The sequence below is a fragment of the Novosphingobium sp. BL-S-34 genome (assembly GCF_056857015.1).
In genome coordinates this window covers 1,737,888-1,762,210 of the sequence record NZ_CM166472.1, presented here as the reverse complement: position 1 = coordinate 1,762,210, position 24,323 = coordinate 1,737,888, and the positions used below count along the sequence as shown (strand labels likewise).

At 67.9% G+C, this 24,323-nt stretch carries 19 protein-coding genes; 6 read left to right on the top strand and 13 right to left on the bottom strand.

The genetic code is table 11. From position 1 onward, the window contains the following. Position 1: 1 nt before the first annotated feature. Positions 2-1,183: a pyridoxal phosphate-dependent aminotransferase gene (locus AC1VV3_RS08335; protein WP_482962079.1), complete on the bottom strand. Its 1,182-nt coding sequence runs from the start codon at positions 1,181-1,183 to the stop codon at positions 2-4. A gap of 11 nt (positions 1,184-1,194) precedes the next feature. Further along, positions 1,195-3,012 (bottom strand): aminodeoxychorismate synthase component I, encoded by a 1,818-nt coding sequence (gene pabB / locus AC1VV3_RS08330; RefSeq protein WP_482961525.1) that lies wholly within the window; start codon positions 3,010-3,012, stop codon positions 1,195-1,197. Positions 3,013-3,161: 149 nt separating this feature from the next. On the opposite strand from pabB, the gene AC1VV3_RS08325 reads away from it, so the two are divergent. Together AC1VV3_RS08325 and AC1VV3_RS08320 are read left to right on the top strand one after the other, a co-directional pair. Further along, positions 3,162-4,760, top strand: coding sequence for a helicase HerA-like domain-containing protein (locus AC1VV3_RS08325; RefSeq protein ID WP_134094692.1), 1,599 nt, complete (start codon positions 3,162-3,164; stop codon positions 4,758-4,760). Positions 4,761-4,764: 4 nt separating this feature from the next. Further along, the gene (locus tag AC1VV3_RS08320; protein ID WP_482961524.1) at positions 4,765-7,449 is read left to right on the top strand and encodes a M1 family metallopeptidase; all 2,685 of its coding nucleotides are present in this window, start codon (positions 4,765-4,767) and stop codon (positions 7,447-7,449) included. Between the two features lie 51 nt (positions 7,450-7,500). On the opposite strand, the gene AC1VV3_RS08315 is transcribed toward AC1VV3_RS08320, so the two are convergent. The 5 genes from AC1VV3_RS08315 to AC1VV3_RS08295 all read right to left on the bottom strand — a co-directional run bounded on the left by AC1VV3_RS08315 (position 7,501) and on the right by AC1VV3_RS08295 (position 13,039). Next, complete coding sequence (locus tag AC1VV3_RS08315) at positions 7,501-8,931, bottom strand: ATP-binding protein (RefSeq protein ID WP_243841061.1); 1,431 nt, start codon at positions 8,929-8,931, stop codon at positions 7,501-7,503. 14 nt (positions 8,932-8,945) lie between these two features. Then, complete coding sequence (locus AC1VV3_RS08310; protein WP_482961523.1) at positions 8,946-9,680, bottom strand: response regulator; 735 nt, start codon at positions 9,678-9,680, stop codon at positions 8,946-8,948. 41 nt (positions 9,681-9,721) lie between these two features. Further along, positions 9,722-10,522, bottom strand: a complete 801-nt coding sequence (locus AC1VV3_RS08305; RefSeq protein WP_482961522.1) for an EF-hand domain-containing protein — start codon at positions 10,520-10,522, stop codon at positions 9,722-9,724. 197 nt (positions 10,523-10,719) lie between these two features. Next, the gene (locus AC1VV3_RS08300) at positions 10,720-11,121 is read right to left on the bottom strand and encodes a cupin (RefSeq protein ID WP_482961521.1); all 402 of its coding nucleotides are present in this window, start codon (positions 11,119-11,121) and stop codon (positions 10,720-10,722) included. Positions 11,122-11,203: 82 nt separating this feature from the next. Then, on the bottom strand, positions 11,204-13,039 hold the full coding sequence (locus AC1VV3_RS08295; protein ID WP_482961520.1) for an aminopeptidase P family protein: 1,836 nt from the start codon (positions 13,037-13,039) through the stop codon (positions 11,204-11,206). A 42-nt stretch (positions 13,040-13,081) separates the two neighbouring features. Here AC1VV3_RS08295 and AC1VV3_RS08290 point away from each other — a divergent pair, with 42 nt between their 5' ends. Both AC1VV3_RS08290 and AC1VV3_RS08285 read left to right on the top strand, forming a co-directional pair. Then, entirely contained in the window at positions 13,082-15,187 is a 2,106-nt protein-coding gene (locus AC1VV3_RS08290) for a S9 family peptidase (protein WP_132264697.1), read from the top strand. Positions 15,188-15,237: 50 nt separating this feature from the next. Then, complete coding sequence (locus AC1VV3_RS08285) at positions 15,238-15,588, top strand: acyl-CoA thioesterase (RefSeq protein ID WP_482962078.1); 351 nt, start codon at positions 15,238-15,240, stop codon at positions 15,586-15,588. 108 nt (positions 15,589-15,696) lie between these two features. Here AC1VV3_RS08285 and ald read toward each other — a convergent pair whose 3' ends face one another. Further along, positions 15,697-16,812 carry an alanine dehydrogenase gene (gene ald, locus AC1VV3_RS08280; RefSeq protein ID WP_134094687.1) on the bottom strand — a complete coding sequence of 372 codons (1,116 nt, stop codon included), beginning with the start codon at positions 16,810-16,812 and terminating at the stop codon, positions 15,697-15,699. Positions 16,813-16,948: 136 nt separating this feature from the next. Between ald and AC1VV3_RS08275 the strand changes: the two genes are divergently transcribed. Continuing rightward, positions 16,949-17,404, top strand: coding sequence for an Lrp/AsnC family transcriptional regulator (locus tag AC1VV3_RS08275; protein WP_132264703.1), 456 nt, complete (start codon positions 16,949-16,951; stop codon positions 17,402-17,404). A 61-nt stretch (positions 17,405-17,465) separates the two neighbouring features. Here AC1VV3_RS08275 and AC1VV3_RS08270 read toward each other — a convergent pair whose 3' ends face one another. The 4 genes from AC1VV3_RS08270 to AC1VV3_RS08255 form a co-directional block, all read right to left on the bottom strand. Next, positions 17,466-19,220: a cation:proton antiporter domain-containing protein gene (locus AC1VV3_RS08270; RefSeq protein WP_132264705.1), complete on the bottom strand. Its 1,755-nt coding sequence runs from the start codon at positions 19,218-19,220 to the stop codon at positions 17,466-17,468. 177 nt (positions 19,221-19,397) lie between these two features. Beyond that, positions 19,398-19,865, bottom strand: a complete 468-nt coding sequence (locus AC1VV3_RS08265) for a hypothetical protein (protein ID WP_482961519.1) — start codon at positions 19,863-19,865, stop codon at positions 19,398-19,400. Then, positions 19,865-22,282 (bottom strand): FtsK/SpoIIIE family DNA translocase, encoded by a 2,418-nt coding sequence (locus AC1VV3_RS08260; protein WP_134094684.1) that lies wholly within the window; start codon positions 22,280-22,282, stop codon positions 19,865-19,867. Before AC1VV3_RS08260 ends, AC1VV3_RS08265 begins: the two co-directional genes overlap by 1 nt. 97 nt (positions 22,283-22,379) lie before the next feature. After that, positions 22,380-22,943, bottom strand: coding sequence for a thiamine phosphate synthase (locus AC1VV3_RS08255; RefSeq protein WP_482961518.1), 564 nt, complete (start codon positions 22,941-22,943; stop codon positions 22,380-22,382). On the opposite strand from AC1VV3_RS08255, the gene AC1VV3_RS08250 reads away from it, so the two are divergent. Further along, positions 22,942-23,604 (top strand): YggS family pyridoxal phosphate-dependent enzyme, encoded by a 663-nt coding sequence (locus tag AC1VV3_RS08250; protein WP_482961517.1) that lies wholly within the window; start codon positions 22,942-22,944, stop codon positions 23,602-23,604. The two genes, AC1VV3_RS08255 and AC1VV3_RS08250, sit on opposite strands and share 2 nt — an antisense overlap. A gap of 88 nt (positions 23,605-23,692) precedes the next feature. Here AC1VV3_RS08250 and AC1VV3_RS08245 read toward each other — a convergent pair whose 3' ends face one another. Next, positions 23,693-24,316 carry a hypothetical protein gene (locus tag AC1VV3_RS08245; protein ID WP_132264714.1) on the bottom strand — a complete coding sequence of 208 codons (624 nt, stop codon included), beginning with the start codon at positions 24,314-24,316 and terminating at the stop codon, positions 23,693-23,695. Between the last annotated feature and the right edge of the window lie 7 nt (positions 24,317-24,323).

Sequence of the window (24,323 nt, the reverse complement as noted above, 5' to 3'; positions counted from 1 at the left end):
GTTACGTCAATGCTTTCTCTATGCGCCGAAGCGCTTCTTCGAGCCGCGCGTCGTCCGCGGCGAAACTGATGCGGAAGCCGTCACGCCCGCCGAAGGCGGAGGCGGGAACCAGCGCCACGCCGTGTTCCAGCAGGTGCAGCGTGAGCTTCACGTCGTCCCCGAAGCGGCCCATCAGCGGGGCGGCGTCGATCATGCAGTAGAACGCGCCGTCAGGGGTCGGCGTGGAGAGGCCGGGGATCGCGTTGATCGCGGCCACCACCCTGTCGCGCCGCTGCCGGAACCGTTCCCGCCATTCGGCCAGGAAGTCCTGCGGCCCCGCGAAAGCGGCGACGGCGGCGGCCTGGCTGATCGAACAGGGATTGCCCGAGGAATGCGACTGGAGCTTTTCCATCGCCTTGATAAGCCACTGCGGGCCGGCCGCCACGCCGATGCGGAAACCCGTCATCGCGTGGCTCTTGGACACGCCCGAGACCGTCAGGATGCGGTCGGCAAGATCGGGGCAGAGGTTGGCAAGCGTGGCATGCGGGCGGCCGCCATCACTGTCGATGGCGTAGTTGATCGGCGCGTAGATATCGTCGGACAGCACCATCACGCGCGGATGACGGCGCAGCACTTCGCCGATGCCGCGCAGCATCTCCTCCGGGTAATAGGCGCCGGTCGGATTTCCGGGGCTGTTGAGCAGCACCCAGAGCGTGCGCGGCCCGATCTGCGCTTCGAGATCGGCGGCGGTGAAGCGGAAGTTGTCCTTGGCCGAAGTCAGCAGCGGAACGACCTTGCCGCCCGCGAAGCGCACGATCTCGGGATAGCTCACCCACCAGGGCGAGGGCACGATTACTTCGTCGCCTTCGCTCACCGTGGCCAGCATGGCATGGAAGATCGCCTGCTTGCCGCCCGCGCTGACCGTCACTTGCGAGGCGGGAACCTCGATCCCCAGGTCGCGCGCGAAGTGCAGGGCGGCGGCCTGCTTCAGCTGCGAGGTGCCACCGACCGCGGTATACTTCGTCTGGCCGGCATCGAGCGCGGCCTTGGCGGCCTCGATCACATGGGGCGGAGTGGGGAAGTCGGGCTCGCCCACCGAGAGCGAGATGATGTCGAGACCGGATTCGCGCAGTTCGATCGCGCGGTCGGTCATCGCGGTGGTGCCGGAAGGGGCGATGCGCGCAAGGGCGGCGGAACCGTGCATGGTGCCGCGCGTCACGCCAGCAGCCGCGCGGGAAGCAGCCCGCGCAGGGAATTGCCGATGAAGAAGCCTTCCGCCAGATCGTCCAAAGTCAGTTCGGCTTCCACCGCGCGGTCTTCCTCGATCAGCGAGCGGCGCAGCACGCCGGCGAGCAGGCCCAGAGCCAGCGGCGGCGTCAGCAGCCGGCCATCGCGTTCGACGAAGAGATTGGTGAAGGTGCCCTCGGTAACCAGCCCGTCGTCCCGCAGGAACAGCGCTTCCTGTGCGCCGGCGGCCTTGGCGGCGGCCAGGCCCGCCTCATAGAAGCCGCGGTCGCTGGTCTTGTGACGCAGGCGCCAGTCGCCGCTGTCCACCGGCAGGCGCAGCACGCCCACGCTGACCGGCTCGCCCATCGGCTGCGGCAGTTCGGACAGCTCCAGCGCATAGGCGCCGCTGCGCGAGGCGACGAGGCGCAGCTTCGAGGGGCTTTCCGCATCGAAGCAGAGCGCCTGGATGGCATTGCGCACCGCATGGCGATCGAAGCTGAAGCCCAGCGTCTCGGCACTGCCGCGAATCCGCTCGAGATGATGTTCGAGCAGCGGGATGCCCTTTTCGGGCGTGAAGCACATCGTCTCGATCAGGTCGAAACTGGCGGGCGAGGATGCCCCTGCCGACTCTCTCACGAAACCCCCTTTGACCAGGCATTCCCGCCATTCGGGAAGCGCTTTTGAATCGGCGACCACGGCCGAGCCGACGCCGAGGACCGCACGGCCGGCCCCGTTCTCGCCCGGCGCCAGGCGCCCCGTTAGATGCAGAGTGCGAATTGCCACATTGAAGGCGGCATCGCCAGTAGGATCGATCCGGCCGATCGAGCCGCAATAGGGGCCGCGGGCATGGGATTCCCCTTCGGCGATCAGCTCCATGGCGCGGATCTTCGGTGCGCCGGTGATCGAGCCGCAGGGAAACAGCGCCCGCAGGATATCGACGGCGCCCTTGCTCTCCGCCAGATCGGCGCGGACGGTGGAGACCATCTGGTGGACGGTGGGATAGCTCTCGATCGCGAAGGCATCCTCCACGCGGACACTGCCGGCTTCGGCCACGCGCGAGAGGTCGTTGCGCATCAGATCCAGGATCATGAGGTTCTCTGCCCGGTCCTTTGCGGAGCCGGCGAGTTCCGCGCGCAGGGCCTGGTCCTGCGCCGCATCCTGGCCGCGCGGACGGGTGCCCTTCATCGGGCGCACCGTCACCCGGCCGTTTTCCAGCGCGAAGAACAGTTCGGGCGAGAAGCTCAGCAGGTACTGCGCACCGTCGCAGACCACACCGCCATAGCCGGCCGCGGCGGAAGGCCGGATCGCGGCATAGAGCGCCAGCGGATCGCCATGCCAGGGACCGGCCAGCGGGAACGTGAGGTTCGCCTGATAGATGTCCCCCGCCTCGATGGCGCCGTGAATCCGGGAAAAGACCCGGTCATAGTCGCCGGTCGTGATCTGCGGTTCCAGCGGTCCGATGCAGACGCGGCCCGGCGGGGCATGGCGGGCGAGCCAGTCCGGCACGTCCAGCGCGGCGATCGTCTCGTATCCGGCAAAGGCGCCGAACCACACGAGCGGGCCGGTCACCCCGGTGCGTCCGGGCAGGCGCCCCGCCAGCCGCGGTTCGAGGGCCAGTCCGGCTTCGTAGGCCAGGTAGCCCGCCAGGTGCAGCCCTTCCGCGGCGAGTTGCTCGATCCGCGCGAGCGCCGGCACCACCTCTTCGGCGCTGCGGGCGATCACGATCTCGCTCGGCGCGCGGTAGAGCCGGGCGTCGCCGGCGCCTTCGCGGCGGGCATCATCGAGGAGGACGAATATTTCGGACATGGTCTTGCCGCGCCTTTAGCGAGGGTTCGGGAACCGCACCAGCCCATGCGGCGCGGACGGCCGGGGCGATGAGCGCGCGCGTTCCCAGAATCCCTCTCGCGCTGGCGCCAAGGCCGCTCTATCACCATGGCGGGTGCAAGGAGCGGTGAATGGACGAGATTTTCCTGGGACTCGGGGCCAATGGTGAACGTCAGGTGCTGCGGCTGGACCGCGCCAACCGTCACGGGCTGATCGCGGGTGCCACCGGCACCGGCAAGACGGTGACCCTGCAGACCATTGCCGAGCAGTTTTCCGCAGCGGGGGTGCCGGTATTCCTCGCGGACGTGAAGGGCGATCTTTCGGGCATCTCGATGCCGGGCAGCCCGCAGTTCAAGAACGCCGCCGTGCTGGAAACCCGCGCGCGCGAAATCGGCATGGCGGACTATGCCTATTCGGACAATCCCGCGATCTTCTGGGACATCTACGGCGAGCAGGGCCATCCCGTCCGCACCACGATCTCGGAAATGGGGCCGCTGCTGCTGTCGCGGCTGATGGACCTCAACGACACGCAGGAAGGCGTGCTCAACGTCGTCTTCCGCTATGCCGACGAGCAGGGGCTGCTGCTGCTCGACTTGCCCGATCTCCAGGCGATGCTGGCCCATGTGGCGGAAAATGCCGCGGCGCTTTCGGCCAGGTACGGCAATGTCACCAAGGCGAGCGTCGGCACGATCCAGCGGCAGGTCCTGGCGCTGGACAGCCAGGGCGCGGCGCAGTTCTTCGGTGAGCCGGCGCTGGAAATCGCCGACTTCATCCGCTGCGACGACAAGGGGCGCGGCTTCATCAACGTGCTCGCCGCCGACAAGCTGATGCGCAGCCCCAAGCTCTACGCCACCTTCCTGCTATGGCTGTTGTCCGAGCTGTTCGAAGTGTTGCCCGAAGTGGGCGACCCCGAAAAGCCCCGGCTGGTGTTCTTCTTCGACGAGGCCCACCTGCTGTTCGACGATGCGCCCAAGGCGCTTCAGGACAAAGTGGAGCAAGTGGTGCGCCTCGTCCGGTCGAAGGGCGTGGGCGTCTACTTCGTGACGCAGAATCCCATCGACATTCCCGAGGACATTGCCGGACAGCTCGGCAACCGCGTGCAGCATGCGCTGCGGGCCTTCACCCCGCGCGACAAGCGGGCGATCAAGGCGGCGGCCGATACGTTCCGCATCAATCCCGCGCTCGACGTCGAAACGGCGATCACCGAGCTGAAAGTGGGCGAGGCGCTGGTCTCCACGCTCGACGAGGAAGGCGCCCCCACCGTGGTCCAGCGCACGTTGATCGCGCCGCCACGCTCGCGGCTGGGGCCGATCGAGCCGAAGGAGCGGGCGATCATCCAGTCGATCAGTCCTTTCGAGGGCAAGTACGACAGCCCCGTAAACCGCGAAAGCGCCGAGGAAGTGCTTGCCGCCAAGGCCGCCGATGCTGCGGCGACGGCCCAGGAAGTGGCGGAAAAGGGCAAGGAGGAAGTCGGCCGGCAGGAGCGCAAGAACCCCAGCCTGTGGGACGGGCTGGGCGGCAAGGTCGCCAAGGCGGCGGCCGGCGCGGCGGCCGCCAGCGCGGGGTCGATCCTGGCGCAATCGATGCAGGGCAAGAAGAGCCGCGCGGATCCCAAGGCCTCGGCCGCCAGCGCGGCCGCCGGCACCGTGGGCGACGCCTTCGGCAAGGCCATCGGCTTCCCGGGGCTGGGCCGCTTCGCCCGCAACCTTATCGGGGGCCTGATGCGCTGACCCGATGAGGGTCGGTCTCCGCCCGGTCGTGTTTGCCGCGCTGCTGGCAGCGCCCGGGGCGGCGCGCGCGCAGGATGCGGCATCGGGGCCGGTCGCGGAAGCGTCCGGCATCCTCGTCTCGGCGGAAAGACCAGACCTTCCCTTCGGCCGCCTCGACGATTCCGTCAGGCCCCTGGCCTATCGGCTGGACATGACGCTCGATCCGGCGAAGCCAAGGTTTTCCGGCCATGTCGAGATCGACCTGACATTGGCCGCCGGAACCTCGCGGATCTATCTTCATGGCCGCGATCTCGATGTCACGCGTGCGGAAGCGCGGATCGGCGCGCGCGGTGTCTCGGCGCACTGGCGCCAGCTCGATGCGAACGGGCTGGCCGAAGTGCGTTTCGACGAGCCGCTGCCCCCCGGCCGGCTCACGCTTTCCTTCGACTACTCGGCGGCGTTCGGTCAGGGCCCCGCCGGTCTGTTCCGGGTGGAAGTGGAAGGCGCGTGGTATGCCTGGAGCCAGTTCCAGTCGATCGACGCGCGCGCCGTATTTCCCGGTTTCGACCAACCGGGCTTCAAGACGCCTTTCGCCGTCACCTTGCGCACTCCGCCTGGCCTCATGGCGATCAGCAATGGCCCGGAAGTGGGTACCGCGGTGATCGAGAATGGCCTGGCCGTTCACCGCTTCGCCCCCGGCCCGCCGCTGCCGACCTACCTGGTGGCGATCATGGCCGGGCCATTCGCCAGCGTGTCCGGCGAAGTGCCGCCTTCGCCCCAGCGGGCAGAACCCTTGCCGCTGCGGATCGTCTCCACCCGCCAGAACGCGGCAAACCTCGCCTTCGCGCTGGAGGGCAGCAAGCGCATCGTCACCCTGCTGGAGGACTATTTCGGAGAGCGCTTTCCCTTCCCGAAGCTCGACCAGGTGACCAGCCCGATCCTGCCCGGCGCCATGGAGAACCCCGGCGCCGACCTCTACCGCGACGACATCCTTGTCATGGACGAGAACGCGCCGGTGGAGCAGCAGCGCCAGTTCGGCATGATCGTGGCGCACGAACTCGGCCACCAGTGGTTCGGCGATCTCGTCACGCCGGACTGGTGGGACGATCTCTGGCTCAACGAGAGCTTCGCCAACTGGATCGGCTACCGCGTGGGCGAGCAGTGGCGGCCGGACCTTGGCATTGCGGGCGATGCACTGGGCACCGGGTATCAGGCGATGGACATCGACGGCCTGCTCGCCGGACGGCCGATCCGCCAGCCCATCGAGACCAGCGAGCGGATCGATTCTGCCTTCGATTCGATCACTTACGGGAAAGGCGGTCATGTCGTGGGCATGATTGCGCAGTGGCTGGGAGAGGAGCGCTTCCGCCAGGGCGTGCGCCGCTACATCGACGCGCACCGGCAGGGTAGTGCCACCAGCGCCGATTTCTTTGCCGCCCTGGCCGACGTGGCCGGAGACCCTCGCCTGGTGCCGGCCATGCGCAGTTTCGTGGAGCAGCAGGGCGTGCCGCTGCTCGCCATGCGCCAGGCCGGGGACCGGGTCACGGTGACGCAGCTTCGCTATACCACGGCCGGTGTGGCGCCGCCCGAGGCGCGCTGGACGATCCCGCTCTGCTTTCATCGCGGGCCGCAGCGCCTGTGCACGATCATGGATCAGGGCACGCAGGCCTTCTCGGTGCCCGGAGAAGGGCCGGTGTTCCCCAATGCCGGAGGCAGCGGCTACTATCGCTTCGAACTCACCGCCAACCACTGGAAGGCGCTGATCGCCGAGGCCGACCGCCTGCCCGGCGGCGAGGCCCTGGCGCTTGTCGATTCGCTCGATGCCTCGATCCGGGCCGGGCGCGGCAACGTGGCGGAAATGGCGGGACTGGCTCGCAAGCTGATCCGCCATCCGGACCCTCACGCCGCCGATGCGCCGGACAAGGCACTGGCCCGCTACATGATGGAAGGCTTCGTCGGCACTCCGGCGCGGCGCAGCTTCGGTCTCTTGCGCGAGCGGCTCTATGCGCCGCTGCTCAAGGAACTCGGCTTCGACCCTCGCCTCGGGGTCTATGCCCATGAGGCGCCGGCGCGGACCCAGCGCCGCGTGCAAGTGGTGGCCGCCCTGCTCAACACCGGGCGCGGCGCGCGCCTGCGCGACCAGCTCGCCGATGCCATGGCGGCCTATTTGGCCGGTGACCATGCCGCGCTCGACCCTGCCTGGCTGGACCATGCGCTCGATCTCTACCTCTATCGGCGGCCTGCCGAAGCGGCGCGGGATCTGGTGGACCGGGCGCTCGCCTCGGAAGACCCGGTGTTCCGGCCTGCGGCGCTGGCGGCCGCCTCCCGCACCGGAGATGCCAGGCTCGCGGCCTGGCTGCTCGCCATGGACGACCCGCGTCTGCGCGAAAGCGAAAGACGCGACCTGCTGGACGGCGTGATGGCGCGCAGCGCCACGCGCGAGCTGGGTTACGATTGGGCGCTCGCGCATCTGGACGGGCTGCTGGACGGCAGCGATGGGCCGTTCCTGGTCCGGCGCCTGCCGCAGATGCTCGGGCGGTTCTGCTCGGTGGACCGGGCCACCCGGATCGCGCGCGACTTCAAGGCGCGGCTGGCGGGAACGCCCGGAGCTCTCGAACTCGACCGCGCGATCGAGCGCGTGCGCAATTGCGGTTTGCTCGACGACATGCTGGGTGCTCAGATCGACGCCGAGTTCGCCAAGCTGAAATGACGGCCTGAAGCGCCGTCCGCTGTCTGGAATTAACCGACTGCGCCGCGAACGTCAGCCCAGAGGCAGCTCCAGCCGGGCGTTCAGGCCCTCGACGGTGCCGCCTGCCGAGAGCCGGTTGGACAGAACCAAGGCGCCGCCGTGCTGGTCGGCAATGGCGCGGGCGAGCGCGAGGCCGAGCCCGGCGCCACCCGTGGCGCTGTTGCGCGAGGGGTCGCCGCGGGTGAAGGGGTTCATCATGTCCGCGATCGCATCGTCGGGAATGCCGGGGCCATCGTCCTCGATCAGGATGACGGCGCGGCCCTCCGCGCGGGAGAGCGAGACGCGGGCGCGTTCGCCGTAGCGCAGCGCATTGCCGATGAGGTTGCGCAAGGCGCGGCGAATCCAGGTGGGGCGCAGTTCCAGCGCCATCCGCGCGGTGTCGCCCACTTCGACCGGCTCGCCCATGTCCTCGTATTCCTCGATCACCGAGAACATCAGCGCGGAGAGTTCGGTGCGTTCGAGCGGATCGCTGGGTCGGCCGACGCGGGCGAGGGACAGGATGTCGTCCAGGGTGTGGACGATGTCCTCGATGGTGGCTGCCATGCGGCCGCGCTCGACGTCGTCCGTCACCGATTCGATGCGGACGCGCAGTGCCGCCAGCGGGGTCTTGAGATCGTGGCCGATGGCGCCCAGCATGACGTTCTTCTCGTCCAGCAGGGCGGCGATGCGCGATTCCATGGCGTTGTGGGCGATGATGAGGCGCTGCATGTCTTCCGGCCCGGAAGGGGCCAACTGGCCCTCCACGTCCTGCGTGGCGGCGAAGCGTTCGAGGCGGCGCGTCAGGGCGGCGAGCGGCCGGGTGATGCGGCGCAGGATCAGCGCCACGGCGGCCATGACGACGATGTAGATGATGATCGTCTGGACCAGCACCGGCGTCAGCAAGACATTTTCCGGCCTCGGCGCGCGCACCCGCGAGATGATCCAGCTGCCGTTTTCTTCCGTGCGCACGCCGACCACCAGCAGGTTGGCCCGCATGATGCGGTCGATTTCCTCACGCGCGAGGCCGTAATTGGCGGCGCGATCCAGCGCGTTGCGGCGGGCGACGCGGTCGCGGCCGACGTCGCGGTGGACCACGACGATGTCGCGCACCGGGAATTCCTGGTCGGCCAGGATCTTGGCCAGGCCCACTTCCGCTTCCCGGTCGCGCGTTTCCCCGGGACCGGCGGGGGAGCGCGTGCTGTATTCGAGATGGTAGCCCTTGGGCGGCGGGCCGGAGAGCGGCACGCGCGGCCCGTCATGCCGCCGCGACAGCGCGCGGGGGCCGCGCGTTTCCATGATGAGGCGGAACGCGGAGGCATTGAGCATGCTCGCCTCGTAGCCCTCGCGCTGGGCGCGATAGACCAGGAACGCGCCCAGGCCCTGCACGAGCATCAGCGCGACGGCCACTGCCAGCAGCATCTGGCCCATCAGGCTGTGGGGACGCGGCATCTTCAGGCTCGACATCTTGCGGGTTTCGCTCAGTCCGCGTCCAGCGGCACGCGCCGGACGTCCGTGGCCAGCATGTAGCCGCCGCCCCACACGGTCTGGATCAGTTGCGGGTTGCGCGAATCGACCTCGATCTTGCGGCGCAGGCGGCTGACCTGGTTGTCCACCGCGCGGTCGAACAGATGCGCTTCGCGGCCCTGCACCATGTCGAGCAGCCGATCGCGGTTGAGCACCTGGCGCGGGTGTTCGAGGAAGGCCATGAGCAGGCGGAACTCGACCGAGGAAATCGGCACGGTCGCGCCTTCGGCATCGGAAAGGCGGCGCTTGAGCGGATCGAGCAACCAGCCTTCGAATGCGAAGGCCTCGTTCTCCGGCGCCTGCGCAGGGATGCGGGCGGCGCGGCGCAGGACGGAGCGGATGCGGGCGACCAGTTCGCGGGGCTCGAAAGGCTTCACGACGTAATCGTCGGCACCGATCTCCAGCCCGACGATCCGGTCGGTCGCCTCGCCGCGCGCGGTGAGGAAGATCACCGGAATGTCCTGCGCTTCCACGAAGTGACGGCAGAGCGAGAGGCCATCCTCGCCCGGCATCATGATGTCAAGCAGGACGAGATCGGGCCTGTCGTCGCGCAGCTTGCTGCGGGCTTCGGCTGCACTCGTGGCCGGGGTGACGGCAAACCCCTGGCGCGACAGATAGTCGGCCAGGGGCTCGCGGAGTGCAGCTTCGTCGTCGACCAGCAGGACGCGGGCGGGCGAGATGTCGTTCATTCCAATCCTTTTCCGTCCGGTCGCGCGGGCGGGGTCTCGGGTTACTTCGTCGCGGGTGCAGGGGCCGGGGGCGCCGGCGGGGTATCGCCCCGGCCGCGCCGGGCCTCCCCACGCTCGCCCTTGCGGGCCTGCCACTCGGCACGCATCTTGTCATGCGCGGCGCGGCGTTCCTCGGGGGTGAGCTTGCCGTCCTTGTTGGTGTCCGCGGCATCGAAGCGCTGGAGGGCGGCTGCGACGAATTCGGCGCGGGTCACGGAGCGATCGCCATCGGCGTCCGCCTTGCCGAAGCCCATCATCGGACCCTTCATGCCGCCGCGCGGACCGTCGTGGCGGCCATGGCGATCCTTTCCAGGGCGCCCCGTGGGGCCGGCCATGTCGGGGCCACCGGGAGGCGGCGGCGGCATCGCGCCTTCCGCGCCGGGGGGCGGTGGGGGCATGTCGGCCAGTCGGTCACCATGGGGTCGGTCACCATCGGGCCGGTCACCATCGGGTCGATCGCCGTCACCGCGCGGTCCGCGATCGGCCATGAATTCGGCCTTGGAGATCGATCCGTCCTTGTTGGTGTCGAGCCGGTCGAACGCGGCTTCGCGCATCTGTTGGCGGCGGGCCTCGCGGTCTGCGCGGTCGAGCTTGCCGTCCTTGTTCACGTCGAGACGCGCGAACATTTCCTCCGCCCGGCTCTGGGCTTCGGCGCGCGTTTCGGTGCGCGTTTCGGGACGGTCGCGCTGCGGACCGGCAGGAGATTGGGCAGGAGATTGGGCCGGAGATTGGGCACAGGCCACCCCGGCAACGGCCAGCGCAGCGGCGAAGATGCCTACGGCGATCTTGCTGAAGCGGTTCATCCTCTGGGCTCTCTTTCTTCGGGCGAATAGGGCGAAAGCCGGGGGACGGGGAAGGGAGGGGGAAGAACAGCCCCGCGGCTTTCTGAGATCCCGTCTAACGACCGCTTGTCGCGCAGTTGTGCCGCCTTGCGGCTTTATTGTCGCCAATTGTCACAGGCTTGGCACTCTATTCATGCGGAGGCAAGCCTTGCGCCGTTTCATCGCGGCCGGTGCTGCGTTCCCATCCCCGCCGTCACGAACAGCGCCGTCGCCCGGCCGTCGACATCGGCGGTATGCCAGGCGCCGGGCGGGTTGATGGCATATTCGCCGGGCTGGAGCGACACGGTGCGCGCCGTGCCGTCCGCCAGTTCCTGGTGCAGCGTGATCGCCCCGCCCAGGCAGACCACGAGTTCGTCGCCGGCGGGGTGCATTTCCCAGCTGTCCCAGCTTTCGTCGAAATCGTACATCGAGACGAGGCGGCCCTCGGCCCCGTCGGCGGCGCTACGCTCGATATAGCCGGCGTACCATTCCATGCCGGTGAAAGCGGGCTGCGCCCTGGCCACCGCGCCGAGGCCGAGATGGACCGGATGGGTCCTGAGATCGTGCACTGCGTCCGTCATCGGGCGACTCCTCCCGGCCAGCCTGTTTCCGGGAGGAGGTTACGCCTGAGCCCGCAGGCTCACAACATCGGAAGCCGCGCGCTCAGAACGGGCGGCACTGCGCGTCGAGCCAGTGCTTCACTTCGCCCTCTACTTGCGGGCCGATTACCTGGAGCACCTTGGCATGGTAGGCATTCCACCAGGCCACTTCCTCCGCGGTAAGCAGCGAAAGGTCGACAAGGCGGCGGTCGATCGGCACCAGGGTCAGCGTTTCGAAGCCGAAGTATTCCCCGTCCGCTCCGGCGAACTGGCGCGGTTCGACGAGGATCAGGTTCTCGATGCGAATGCCGTATTCGCCAGCCTTGTAGTAGCCCGGCTCGTCGCTGAGGATCATGCCCGCGAGCAGTTCCTGCGATGTGCCGGCCTGGCCGCCCGCCGGCTTGCCGATGCGCTGCGGTCCTTCGTGAACCGAGAGGAAGCTGCCCACGCCGTGGCCGGTGCCATGGGCGTAGTCGAGCCCGACGGCCCAGAGGAACTGACGTGCCAGCGCGTCGAGCTGGCCGCCGTTGGTGCCCTTGGGGAAGACCGCGCGGTCGATGGCGATATGGCCCTTGAGCACGCGGGTGAAGCGGTCCTTCACTTCGGCCGGCGGGGCGCCGCTCTCATTTTCCGGACTGCCGATCCACACGGTGCGGGTGATGTCGGTGGTGCCGCAAGGGTACTGCCCGCCCGAATCGACGAGGTAGACGCTTTCCGGCGCCAGGGTCAGGCTCGATTCGTCCGAGACGCGGTAGTGCGGGCTGGCGGCGTTGGGGCCGGCGCCGGAGATCGTGTCGAACGAGAGGTCGCGAAGATCGCCGCATTCCTGGCGGAAGGCGTGGAGACGGTCCGAAGCGCTCATCTCGGTCACTTCGCCCTTGGGGCCTTCGACCGAGAGCCAGTGCAGGAAGCGCGTGACGGCCACCCCGTCGATGGCCTGGGCCTTGCGGTGGCCCTGCTGCTCGACCGGGTTCTTCACCGCCTTGGGCAGGATCGTGGGATCGCGTTCCTCGACGATCGCGGCGCCGGCGGCGCGCAGAGTCTCGAACACGGCGGCCACGGCATTGTCGGGATCGACCGAGACGCGCTTGCCCGCCAGTTTGCCGAGGCCCGCGACGAAGGCATCGCGCGGCTGGATGCGAACCGCATTGCCAAGGTGCTGGCGCAGTTCGGCCGTCACCTTTTCCTCGGCGATGTAGAGATCGGCTGTGCCGTCGGCGTGGGCGACGACGTAGGAGAGCGCCACGGGGGTCCGCTCCACGTCCGTGCCGCGCAAGTTGAGCAGCCAGGCAATGGAATCGAGCGCCGAGATCACGGTCGCATCGAGACCGCGCGCGGTCAGCCATTCGGAGACGGCGGCGCGCTTGGCCTTGCTCGATTCGCCGGCGAAGGCATCGTCATGGACGATCGCCGCAGCGGGCGAGGGGGCGGGCTGGTCCTGCCAGACGGCATCGATCGGGTTGCCGTCCACCGCCACGAGCGTGCCGCCCTTGTGCGAAAGCGCGGCCTGGGCGGCTTCCACCCATTTGGAGCCGTGAAGCCAGGCGTCGTAGCCGATCTTCGCACCCTTGGGCGCGTGCTCGCTCAGCCAGCGGGCGGCGCTGGTCTGCGGCACGCTTTCGTAGGCATAGGCCTTGCCGTCCACCTGCTCGCGCACCTGAAGCGTGTAGCGCCCGTCCACGAACATGGCGGCGGCGGGAGAGAGCGTGGGATCGGTAAGCACCACGGCCGTTCCGGCCGAGCCGCCGAAGCCGGTGAGCCAGGCGAGGCGCTGCGCATAGGCGCCGACGTATTCGCTCATATGCTCGTCGGAAATGGGGATCACGAAGCCGTCGAGGCCGCGCGACTTGAGTTCCTGGCGCAAGGCATCGAGCCGCGCTTCGTGGGTATTCATCAACATGAGGTGGGTATCCGGCTTGCGGGGGTCATGTGTGCAACATAGATGGAGGCAATGGCAGATTCCACCCAGGCCCTTGCAGGTCCTCCACAGGCGGCGAAGAAGCCGCATTCCTTCACTCACCACGGCCTGAGCGTGGAAGACGACTACGCCTGGCTGCGTGACGCGGGTTATCCCGAGGTCACCGACAAGGCGGTGCTGGACCATCTCGAAGCGGAAAACCGCTGGTTCGAGTCGCGCATGGAAGGCCGCCAGGGGCAGATCGACGCGCTGTTCAAGGAAATGCGCGCGCGCATCAAGGAAGCCGACAAGTCGGTGCCGCAGAAGGACGGCGATTTCCTCTACTGGATCGAATTCGAGGAAGGCGCCGAATACAAGAAGTGGTGGCGCCGCCCCGTGGGCGCCAGCGAAGACGGCAGCGCCGACGAGCTGATCCTGGACGAAGTGGCCCTGGCCGAGGGCAAGGAATACTTCAACCTCGGCGCGATCTCCACCAGCGCCAACGGCAAGCTGCTGGCCTATGCCTATGACGACAACGGTTCGGAGCGCTTCACCGCGCGGATCAAGAACCTGGAGACGGGCGAACTCCTGCCTGACGAAATTCCCGGCACGCTCTCGGCGCTGGTGTGGGTGGCGCAGGACAAGGGCCTCGTCTACTCGCTGGCCAACGAGCAGTGGCGTACCGACAATGCCCGCCTGCACTGGCTGGGGCAGCCGCTGGAAAGCGATGTCGAACTCTATCACGAGGACGACGAGGGTTTCCGCGTCGGTTCTTCGCTCTCCTCCAACGAGAAGTGGCTGCTGATCGGCGCCAGCGATCACGAGACCAGCGAATGCCGCATGGTCCTTGCCGACGATCCGCTGGGCCCGCAGATCCTGGTCAAGCCGCGCGTCAAGGGCGTGGAATACGACGTGGATGAGCGCGAGGGCGTGCTCTACATCCATACCAACGACAGCCACGAGAACTTCCGCCTCGCCACCGCGCCGCTGGATAATCCCGGCGAGTGGAGGACGCTGATCGAGGGGGCCGATGCCTTCTACCTCACGGGCGTGGACCTGTTCCGCGACTTCTACGTGGTCGAAGGCCGGAAGACGGCCGGGCGCGGGGCCGGGCTCGACCAGATCGAGCTGCGCTACTACGACGATTCCTCCCGCGTCGAGCCGATCGTCTTCCCCGAGGCCAGCTACTCGGCCGGGCTTTCCAACAATCCCGAATGGCACATGGACGTGCTGCGGGTGACGTACGAATCGATGGTCAGCCCCTCGTCGGTCTACGACTACGACGTGAAGGACCGCACGCTGGAGCTGCTGAAGGTCCAGGAAATCCCTTCGGGCTACGACGCCTCGCTCTATGCCACCGAGCGGCTGGAAGTGACCGCGCGCGACGGCACGGCGATCCCGGTCTCGGTCGTCTATCGCCGCGACCGCACGAGTGCCGGGCCGCTGCATCTCTACGGCTACGGCGCCTATGGCATCTCCATCGATCCGGGGTTCTCGACGGCGCGCCTCAGCCTCGTCGACCGTGGCTTCGCTTATGCCATTGCCCATATCCGCGGTGGCGACGATCTGGGCCGCGCCTGGTACAAGGCCGGCAAGCTGGAGAAGCGGGCCAATACGTTCAACGACTTCGTCGATGTGGCCAAGGGCCTGATCGAGCGCGGCTTCACGGAGGCGGGCAAGATCTCGATCTCGGGCGGCTCGGCAGGCGGTGAACTGATGGGCGCGGTCATCAATTCCGATCCCGACCTGTTCGGCGCGGTGGTGGCGCATGTGCCTTTCGTGGACGTGCTGAGCACCATGCTCGACGACACATTGCCGCTGACTCCGGGCGAATGGCCGGAATGGGGCAATCCCATCGAGGACCGCGCGGCCTTCGAGCTTATCCGCAGCTACTCGCCCTACGATCAGGTCAAGGCCCAGGCCTATCCGCCGCTGATGGTGACGGCCGGGCTCAACGATCCCCGCGTGACGTATTGGGAGCCCGCCAAGTGGGTCGCCCGTCTGCGCGAGTTGAAGACGGACGGCAACGAACTGATTCTCAAGACCAACATGGGCGCGGGCCACGGCGGCAAGTCCGGCCGGTTCGAGAGCCTGAAGGAAACCGCGGAGGAGTTCGCGTTCATCCTCTGGCAGCTCGGCGTTTCCGAGTGAAGCCGCCCTTCACCCGGACATTCACGGCGCAGGCCCATGACATCGACGTCATGGGCCACGTCAACAATGCGGTCTGGGTGCAATGGATGGAGGCCATGGCCACCGCGCACTGGGAAGCGGTGGCCCGGCCCGAGCACCAGGCGCTCTACGCCTGGGTCGTGACCCGGCACGAGATCGATTATCGCGGCAATATCCGCGAGGGCGAAAGCGTGACGGGAGAGACCTTCATTCCCGAAGGTCCGAGCGGCGCGCGCTTCGTGCGCCGCGTGGATTTCCGCAACGAAACGGGCAAAGTGCTCGTTTCCGCCCGGACGACCTGGGCCATGATCGACATCGCCTCCGAACGCCTCATGCGCGTGCCACCCGAGGTCGCGGCGCCCTTCTGGGACGGGTCTGACTGACCCCGGCAACCGTTCCGCGTACCCTGTTCCGCTGAACCCTTGGTATGGTCCCGGAAGCTCGGGCAGCCCTCGTCCCGGGACAAGGCCGGGACGAGAGCCGCCAGATCATCAGCCCAGAACGTCGCTCACCGGCACGTAGTCGTACCCCAGCTCGGTCGCCACGGCCTCGAAGGTCACTTTGCCGGCATGGACGTTGAGGCCCTCGGCCAGATAAGGATCGGCCTGTAGCGCGGCCTTCCAGCCGAGGTTGGCGATCGCCAGGGCGTGGGGCAGGGTGACGTTGTTCAGCGCGTAAGTGCTGGTGCGGGCCACGGCGCCCGGCATGTTGGCCACGCAGTAGTGGACGATGCCGTCGACCACGAAAGTCGGCTCGGCATGAGTGGTGGCATGGCTGGTTTCGAAGCAGCCGCCCTGATCGATGGCGACGTCCACCAGCACGGCGCCCGGCTTCATCGTGCCGAGCATGTCGCGGGTCACCAGCTTGGGAGCGGCCGCGCCGGGGATCAGCACCGCGCCGATCACGAGGTCGGCATCGGCCACGCTTTCCGCCAGGTTGGCGGTGCTGGCGAAGCGGGTCTTGGCGCGGGCCTCGAAATAGATGCCCAGCCGTTCAAGCACGTCGGGGCTGCGGTCGAGGATGGTGACGTCGGCGCCGAGGCCCACGGCCATCTGCGCGGCGTTGAAGCCGACCACGCCGCCGCCGATCACTGCGACTTTGCCCGGCATCACGCCCGGTACGCCGCCCAGCAGCACGCCGCGCCCGCCATGGGCCTTCTCCAGCGCGGTGGCGCCGGCCTGGATCGACATGCGCCCGGCCACCTGGCTCATCGGCTTGAGCAGCGGAAGCTGCCCACCGGGGCCGGTCACGGTTTCATAGGCGATGGCGGTGACGCCGGACTTCACCAGGTCGGCCGTCTGCTCGGGGTCGGGGGCGAGGTGCAGGTACGTGTAGAGGATCTGGCCTTCCCGCAGCATAGCGCGTTCGCCCGCCTGCGGTTCCTTGACCTTCACGACCATCTCGCAGCCTTCGAAGATCTCCCGCGCGGTCGCCACGATCTTGGCGCCCTGGCGGGTATAGTCGGCGTCGCTGGCGCCGATGCCCTGGCCGGCACCGCTTTCCACCCAGACTTCGTGCCCGTGAGTCACGAGTTCGCGGGCACTCTCCGGCGTCAGGCCGACGCGATATTCGTGGTTCTTGATTTCCCTGACCGTACCGACACGCATATTATCGACTCCGCGAAAAACTCTCCTGCCGATGAGATACACCCGGGCCTCTGCAATGTTTCACCGAATTGGGGCTTGTCAGAAAGCGAGGCAGGAATATTTCCCAGTCCTGAAACAAACGACAAGAGAATTTTCCATGGACCGGGCAGACCGCGCACTCCTCGAAGCGTTGCAGGCCGATTCCTCGCGCTCAATCGCCGAACTGGCGGCTCTGGTGAACCTGTCGTCCTCCGCCTGCCACCGGCGCATCCGCGCCCTGGAGGAGCAGGGCCTGATCCTGGGCTATGCCGCGCGGGTGGATGCCCGGCGGCTGGGCCTGTCGATGGAAGTCTTCGTCGAGATCACGCTGACCAGCCAGAGCCGCGAGGCCATGGAGCGTTTCGAGCGGGCGGTGGGAGACTTCGACGATATCCTCGAATGCCACCTGATGTCGGGCGCGGCGGATTATCAGCTGCGTGTCGCCGCCTCGGACCTCGATCACTACGACCGCATCCACCGCGACTGCCTGGCGCGGCTGCCGGGGGTATCGTCGATGCGGACAAGCTTCGCGCTGCGCCGGATCAAGCGGTTCGAGGGCTATTCGGTGCCGTGAGCGCCCGCGGGCAAGGCGTCCCCCGAAGGTGCGCTTCCCGGATGGATGCCGCCCGCCAGTGTCAATGCGCGTCGCGCAGGTCCTGGGTCAGGATGCGATCCCGCGCGGCGCGCAAGTCGCCGGTCTCGTGCTGGATCGACAAGCGCTCCCGGTCGCTGGCGCGATAGGTTTCCTCGGCATTGTCGATCTGCTCGATGGAGAGGCCAAGGTCGTCCAGCGCCTCGCGGGCCAGGGCGACGGCCGATTCCATCACTTCGCGGACCATGAAGGTGACGGGGGCATCCATCAGCCGGATCATCGCGCGGCGGTCATAGACACGGGCGAGGATGCGGGCATCGGGGAAAGCCTCGTGGACGTTCTGGAGGAAGCTGTCCGAGAGCTGGTCGCCGTCGATGCAGAACACGATCATCTGCGCGCCGCCGGCGCCGGCCTGCCGCAACAGGTCGATGCGGGTGCCGTCCCCGAACCAGACTTTCGCGCCGAAACCGCTGGCGACGTCGATCATCTCGATGTCGGTATCGATCAGCGTCACCTGGATTTCGGCGGCGATCAGCACTTGCGCCACGGTCTGGCCGAAGCGGCCGTAACCCACCAGTAGGGCCTTGGCGCCGTCCTTGCGGGGCCCTTCGCGGGTTTCCTTGCTGGTCGGCATTTCGCGGATGCGCGCGGTGGCCATCATCAGGAACGGGGTGGTGACCATCGACAGGGTGACGATGGCGCTGAACAGGCTGGCGGCGCGCGGCTCGATCAGCCAGGCGCTCTGCGCCTGCGCGAAAAGCACGAAGCCGAACTCGCCGCCCTGGCTCAGCAGCAGGCCGAGCGCCAGCGCACTGCGCCAGTTCATGCGGAACAGCAGGCCCAGCCCGAAGATCACCGAAGCCTTCACCGCGATCAGGGCCAGCGCCATGGTGGCGACGAACAGCGGGCGCTCGGCAATGGCGGAAAGGTCCAGCATCATGCCGACCGACATGAAGAACAGGCCGAGCAGGATCGAGCGGAACGGCTCGACGTCGGCCTCCAGCTCGTGGCGGTAAGGCGTATCGGCGAGCATGACGCCGGCAATAAAGGCACCCAGCGCGGTCGAAAGGCCGAGCGACTGCATCAGCGCGGCAGAGGCGATCACGGTGAACAGCGCGGCGAAGACGAACATCTCGCGCTCGCCGAGATTGCCGATCAGGCGGAACAGCGGGCGGATCACGAAGCGCCCGGCCAGGATCAGGCCGGCGATGGCGGCCAGGGTCTCCAGCACCAGGATCCAGCCCGGAGGACCTTCGGGCAAATGCGGGTTGCGGTTCATCGCCGCGATGATCGTGATCAGCGGGATGATCGACAGGTCCTGGAACAGCAGGATTGCGAAGGAGCGTTCGCCGAAAGGCGTGTTCAGGCGCCCGGCGCTCTGAAGCATCGGCAGGACCTGCGCGGTCGAGGACAGCCCCAGCGGCAGCCCCAGCGCCAGCGAGGCGGCCAGGCTGAACCCGGCGGAATAATAGATCACCGCAGAGACCGCGAGGCCGCAGAGCGTCACTTGCAGGAAGCCGAGGCCGAAGATCTCGTTGCGCATCCGCCAGAGCCGCCGCGGCGCCAGTTCCAGGCCGACGATGAACAGCAGCAGGGTGATGCCCAGCTCGGCAATGCCCAGCTTGTTCTCCGGATCGCCGACCAGGCCCAGCGCGTAAGGCCCGAGGATGGCGCCTGCGAGCAGGTAGCCCAAGGTCGCACCCAGGCCGAGGCGGCGGAACAGCAGGACGAAGGCAAGCGCCGTGCCGAGCAGCAGGAAGCCGTCGCGCAGGAGGAATGCCTGGGTATGATCTTCCATCGGGGCCTTTCGGGCGGGAAGCGAAAATTGCGTGCGGACGGTCTTCTTAGGGCGTCACGCTGCGGTGCGGAACCCTAGACGAAGGGAGGGGCCAGAAAAGGCCAACCGATCCGGGTGGCGCCAACCGGGCCGCGCCTATCGGGGGGCGCGCCTATCGGGGGCCGGGCCTGCGATGGCTCAGCGCGGGAGCACGCCGGTACAGACATATTTCAGCACCAGCCCGTCCTCGCCCGCCCATTGCACGCCGGAGACGCTTGGATTGGCATCGCTCCAGTCCCGCAGGACCGTGCCGTTCGGGCGGACGATGCGCCAGTGATAGGACAGGGCGCGGCTGCCGGTACAGTCCACCGCGCGCTCGGTGTAGAGCACGGTGCCTTGCGGATAGCCGGCATGGGCGCGCAGCAGGACCTGCATCTGCCGGAACTGCCGCCCGATCATGCCGGCCTTCACGCTGGCCTTGTCGACATAGACGCTGCGGCCGAGCGTGTTCTCCACGCTGGGCACGAACAGGCGCTGCCATTGCGCCGCCACGCCCGTCGCCGCCACGCCCGTCGCGGCCCCGCCCGTCGCCGCCACGCCCGTCGTGGCCAGGGCGGGCGCGGCCAGCAGGCCGAGCAGGGTCAGGCCGCGCTTTCCCGCTCGCATCAGAGCGGGCTGCCGTTCTCGTCGCGGTAGATGTCGCGGCGGCCGACGTGGTTGGCGGGGCCGACGTAGCCGTCGTTCTCCATGCGCTCCACCCACTTGGCAGCAGTGTTGTAGCCGACGCCCATCTGCCGCTGGAGCCACGAGACCGAGACTTTCTGGTTCTCGAACACCAGCTGGCAGACCTGCCGGTACTTGCGCTCTTCCGGCTGGTCCGACGCGGTGGCGTCGAGGTCGTCGAAGCCGAACGAGCCTTCCTCCGGCTCCTCGGTGACGGCATCGACGTAGTCCGGCTTGCCCTGGCCGCGCCAGTGATCGGCAACGTGCTCGACTTCCTCGTCCGAGACGAAGGGCGCGTGGACGCGTTTGATCGGGTCGGTGCTGGGCTTGTAGAGCATGTCGCCCTTGCCCAGCAGCTGCTCGGCGCCCTGTTCGCCCAGGATGGTGCGGCTGTCGATGCGGCTGGTGACGGCGAAGGAGATACGGGTCGGCAGGTTGGCCTTGATGACGCCGGTGATGACGTCGACCGAGGGGCGCTGCGTGGCCATGATGAGGTGAATGCCCGCCGCGCGGCTCTTTTGCGAGAGGCGCTGGATCAGCACTTCGATTTCCTTGCCCACCGTGACCATGAGGTCGGCCAGTTCGTCGACGATGAGGACGATCTGCGGCAGCGTCTCGTAATCGAGCTGGCGATCCTCGTAGAGTTCCTCGCCCGTCTCCGGGTCGAAACCGATCTGGATGCGGCGACCGAGCGGCTTGCCCTTGGCGGCGGCGGCGCGGACCTTTTCGTTGAAGCTGGCAAGGTTGCGCACTGAAATCTCGCTCATCTGGCGATAGCGGCGCTCCATTTCCTCTACCGCCCACTTCAGCGCGCGCACGGCCTTCGGCGGCTCGGTCACCACCGGCGAGAGCAAGTGCGGAATATCGTCGTAGCTCTTGAGTTCGAGAACCTTGGGATCGACGAGGATCAGGCGGCACTGCGCGGGGGTGAGGCGGTAGAGCAGCGAAAGCAGGATGACGTTGAGGCCGACCGACTTGCCCGACCCGGTGGTACCCGCGACCAGCAGGTGCGGCATGGTTGCAAGGTCCGCCACCACGGGCTCGCCGGCGATGTCCTTGCCCAGGATGATCGGCAGCATGCCCTTGTGGTTGGCGAAAGCCTCCGAGGCGACCATTTCCTTGAACGAGACCATCTGGCGGTCGGCGTTCGGAAGCTCGATGCCCATGACCGTGCGGCCGGGGATCGAGGCGACGCGCGCGGAAATCGCGCTCATGTTGCGGGCGATGTCGTCGGCCAGGCCGATCACGCGGCTGGCCTTGATGCCGGGAGCGGGCTCCAGCTCGTACATGGTGACGACCGGGCCGGTGCGCACGGCCGTGATCTCGCCCTTGACGTTGAAGTCGTCAAGCACGGTTTCCAGCAGCCGCGCATTGCGCTCCAGGCTGAGCTTGTCGACCTTGGGCTGCGAATTGGGCGGCGGATCGGCCAGGATGTCGAGCCCGGGCAGTTCGTACTTGTCGAACATGTCCTTCTGGCGGTTGCCCAGGTTGAGCTGCGCAGGGGCGGCGCTGGCCTTGGGATCGCTGATTTCGGGCGCCTTGCGCGGCTTGTCGGCCGCGGCGTCGAAAGCGGCGGCGGGCGCATCGATGCGGGGCGCGGGCTTGGCCATTTCCTCGCCCGTGTCGCGCGCGCTTGTATCGCGTGCCCCCTTGTCGCGTGATTTGGTCTTTTCGGACATGGCGGGCGCTGCCTCGCCTTCGCCGCGCAGGCGGCCGATCCGGCCCGGCAGTGTCAGCAGGCGCACCCAGTCGACCGCGAAGACCTGTCCGGCCAGGGCCACGCCGGCCAGCGCGCAGAGCAGCGCCAGCACGAGCTTGATCCAGCCCTGGACGACTTCGGGCGCGAAGGCCGCGATGCCGGTGATGCCCTTGGCGCCCAGCAGGCCGGTGATGCCGCCCATCGAGGCGGGCAGCACGCCGCCCGGCGCCGTGAAGACCAGCGACATGACGGTGGCGATCAGCGTCATGGCGATCGCCAGCACTGCCACCGGGCGCCACCAGCGCTGGTTGGAATGCTCGATCTCGTTGTCGTCCTCTTCCACCAGCAGCCAGAGCTTGCGGGCGAAGACGTAGAGCAGCGGCACGAACAAGGCCGAAACCGGGCCGAACAGCACCAGCGCGCGCTCGGCCACCCAGGCGCCGACGGAGCCCATCCAGTTCTGCGCCGGACCCCCTGCGGCGGTGGAGGCGGAAGGGTCGGTCTGGTGATAGCTGACGAGTGCCAGGGCCAGGAATGCCATGGCCGCGAACAGCGTCAGCGCGCCGCTCAGTTCGGAGGCGCGGCGCAGGGAGCGCTTGAGAACGGCGCGCCAGTTCGGCTTGGCGATCCGCCGTCCTGGTGCGATGGGCCGGGTGGCCATTAAGAATTCCCCCTGGAAATCGGGCCTCTGATCAGGCCCGGATAATGCGCTCTGGCGGGACTCGCCGTCAAGAATGGATCGGGAACAGCCCTGTGGGCTAGCGGGCAAGGCCCTGAATCGCAGCCCATTTCCTCGACGGCAAAGTGCGCGCCCGATGCACTGTCATGCCGCCCAGCGCAATCACCGGAACGGCGGAACGGGCGGCGAGCAAGTGAAAATGCACGCGGCCGAGCGTCCCCCCGCCGGGATGAGAGCGGGTTGCGAAGACCGGCGAGAGCAGGATGGCGTCGGCGCGGGCGCGGTGGGCCCGGCCCAGTTCGCGCAGGGAATGGACGGTGACGAGGCGCGGGCAAGCGGGCCCCCGCGCCAGCCTTGCGGGCGCGCCATAAGCGCCGTCTGCGCCCCAGCCCCGCGCCTCCCGCGCCGGGCCCGACAGGAACACGCTGTGCCCGAAGCGGCGGGCCGCGCGCGCAAGCGCTGCAAACCGGGCGCGGCGCGCGGCAGGGGCCAGGTGATAGTGCCGATAGACCAGCCCCGATCCCCGCGGCAGGCGGGCGAGGGTGCGCTCCAGGGCTTCGTCGTTGCGGGCGTCGGTGACGAGCCAGATGTCGGGAAGAGGCGGGTGGCGGTTCGGCACGAAGCCGCTATAGCAGCGCGCCATGGATCAGCCAGTATCTCCTCTCGACGACATCCGTGCCCGCATCGCCCACGCTGCCCGCATTGCCGGGCGCGAGGCCGAATCGGTGGAACTCGTCGCCATCTCCAAGACTCACCCCGCCGAGGCCATTGCGCCCCTGATCGCCCAGGGCCAGCGCGTCTTCGGCGAAAACCGCGTCCAGGAAGCCGAGGCCAAGTGGCCGGCCCTGCGCGGCGAGCACGAGGGCATTTCGCTTCATCTCGTGGGGCAGCTCCAGTCCAACAAGGCCGAGGATGCCCTGAACCTGTTCGACTGCATCCATTCGGTCGACCGGCCCTCGCTGGTGTCCGCGCTCGGCAAGGCGATGGACAGGACCGGCCGCCGGGTGCCCTGCTTCGTGCAGGTCAATATCGGCGCCGAGGAGCAGAAGGGCGGCTGCGCCATTGCCGAAGTGCCCGCATTGCTGGCTTCCGCGCGCGAGGCCGCGCTTCCGGTCGCGGGCCTGATGTGCGTGCCGCCGCAGGGCATCGAGGCAGCGCCGTTCTTCGCGCTCCTGGCGAAGATTGCGGCGGACAACGGCCTGTCGCAGCTTTCGATGGGCATGAGCGAGGACTTCGAGACCGCCATCATGCTCGGCGCCACGCATGTCCGCGTCGGCAGCGCCCTGTTCGGCGCGCGGGGCTGATCTGAACTTTAAAGCCGGCGCATCCCGGACTTGATCCGGGACCGCTGGCCGCTTGTGAAGCGCGAACTCTCCGTCGCGCGGGATCGGTCTAAAGCCGCGGCGACTTGCGCGTTTTGAGCGAGGGAAGGCGGCTGGCGACTTGTTGTTCCAGCAGCCCGTCCAGCAAGGCCGCGATGGCATTGTTCGGATTGTCGCCGCAGAAACCGCTGAGCCAGTGAGCCCGGCCTTTCGTAAGGCGTTCGGTCACGAAGCCGGGCCCGTCCATGCAGATCCAGCGAACCTGCCCTCGGCTTTCCGGAGTGCCTTGGGCGAGCAGTTCGTCGATCGTCCCTGCAAGATCATCGTAGGCATCTTCGGAAAGAGCGAAACGCATTTCGCCGTCCGGGTCCCATCGGTCGATCCCATGGCGGAAGAAGCGTGCAAGGACTTGAGGGCCCTGATCCCGCGTCTTGCCGTGCAGTTCGATGATGTATCCGGGCGCGCCCAGGGCGGGCGTGGAGCTGAAACGGATGACGTCGTCCGCGATTTTGCGCAGCGGTCTGCTTCCGGTTCCGTTCAGGACATCGCGATGTGCGGCGTAAATTCCTTCGCCCAGGTTGAGCGCGCTGGGCGTTTCCGACGCCGACGAAGGGCTTGCTCCGGCTGCAAGCGGCGAACCCAGAAATGCGAAGAACGCCAGCAACGCGGCGGTGCGGTGCGGCTTTCTTCGCATCTCCGGA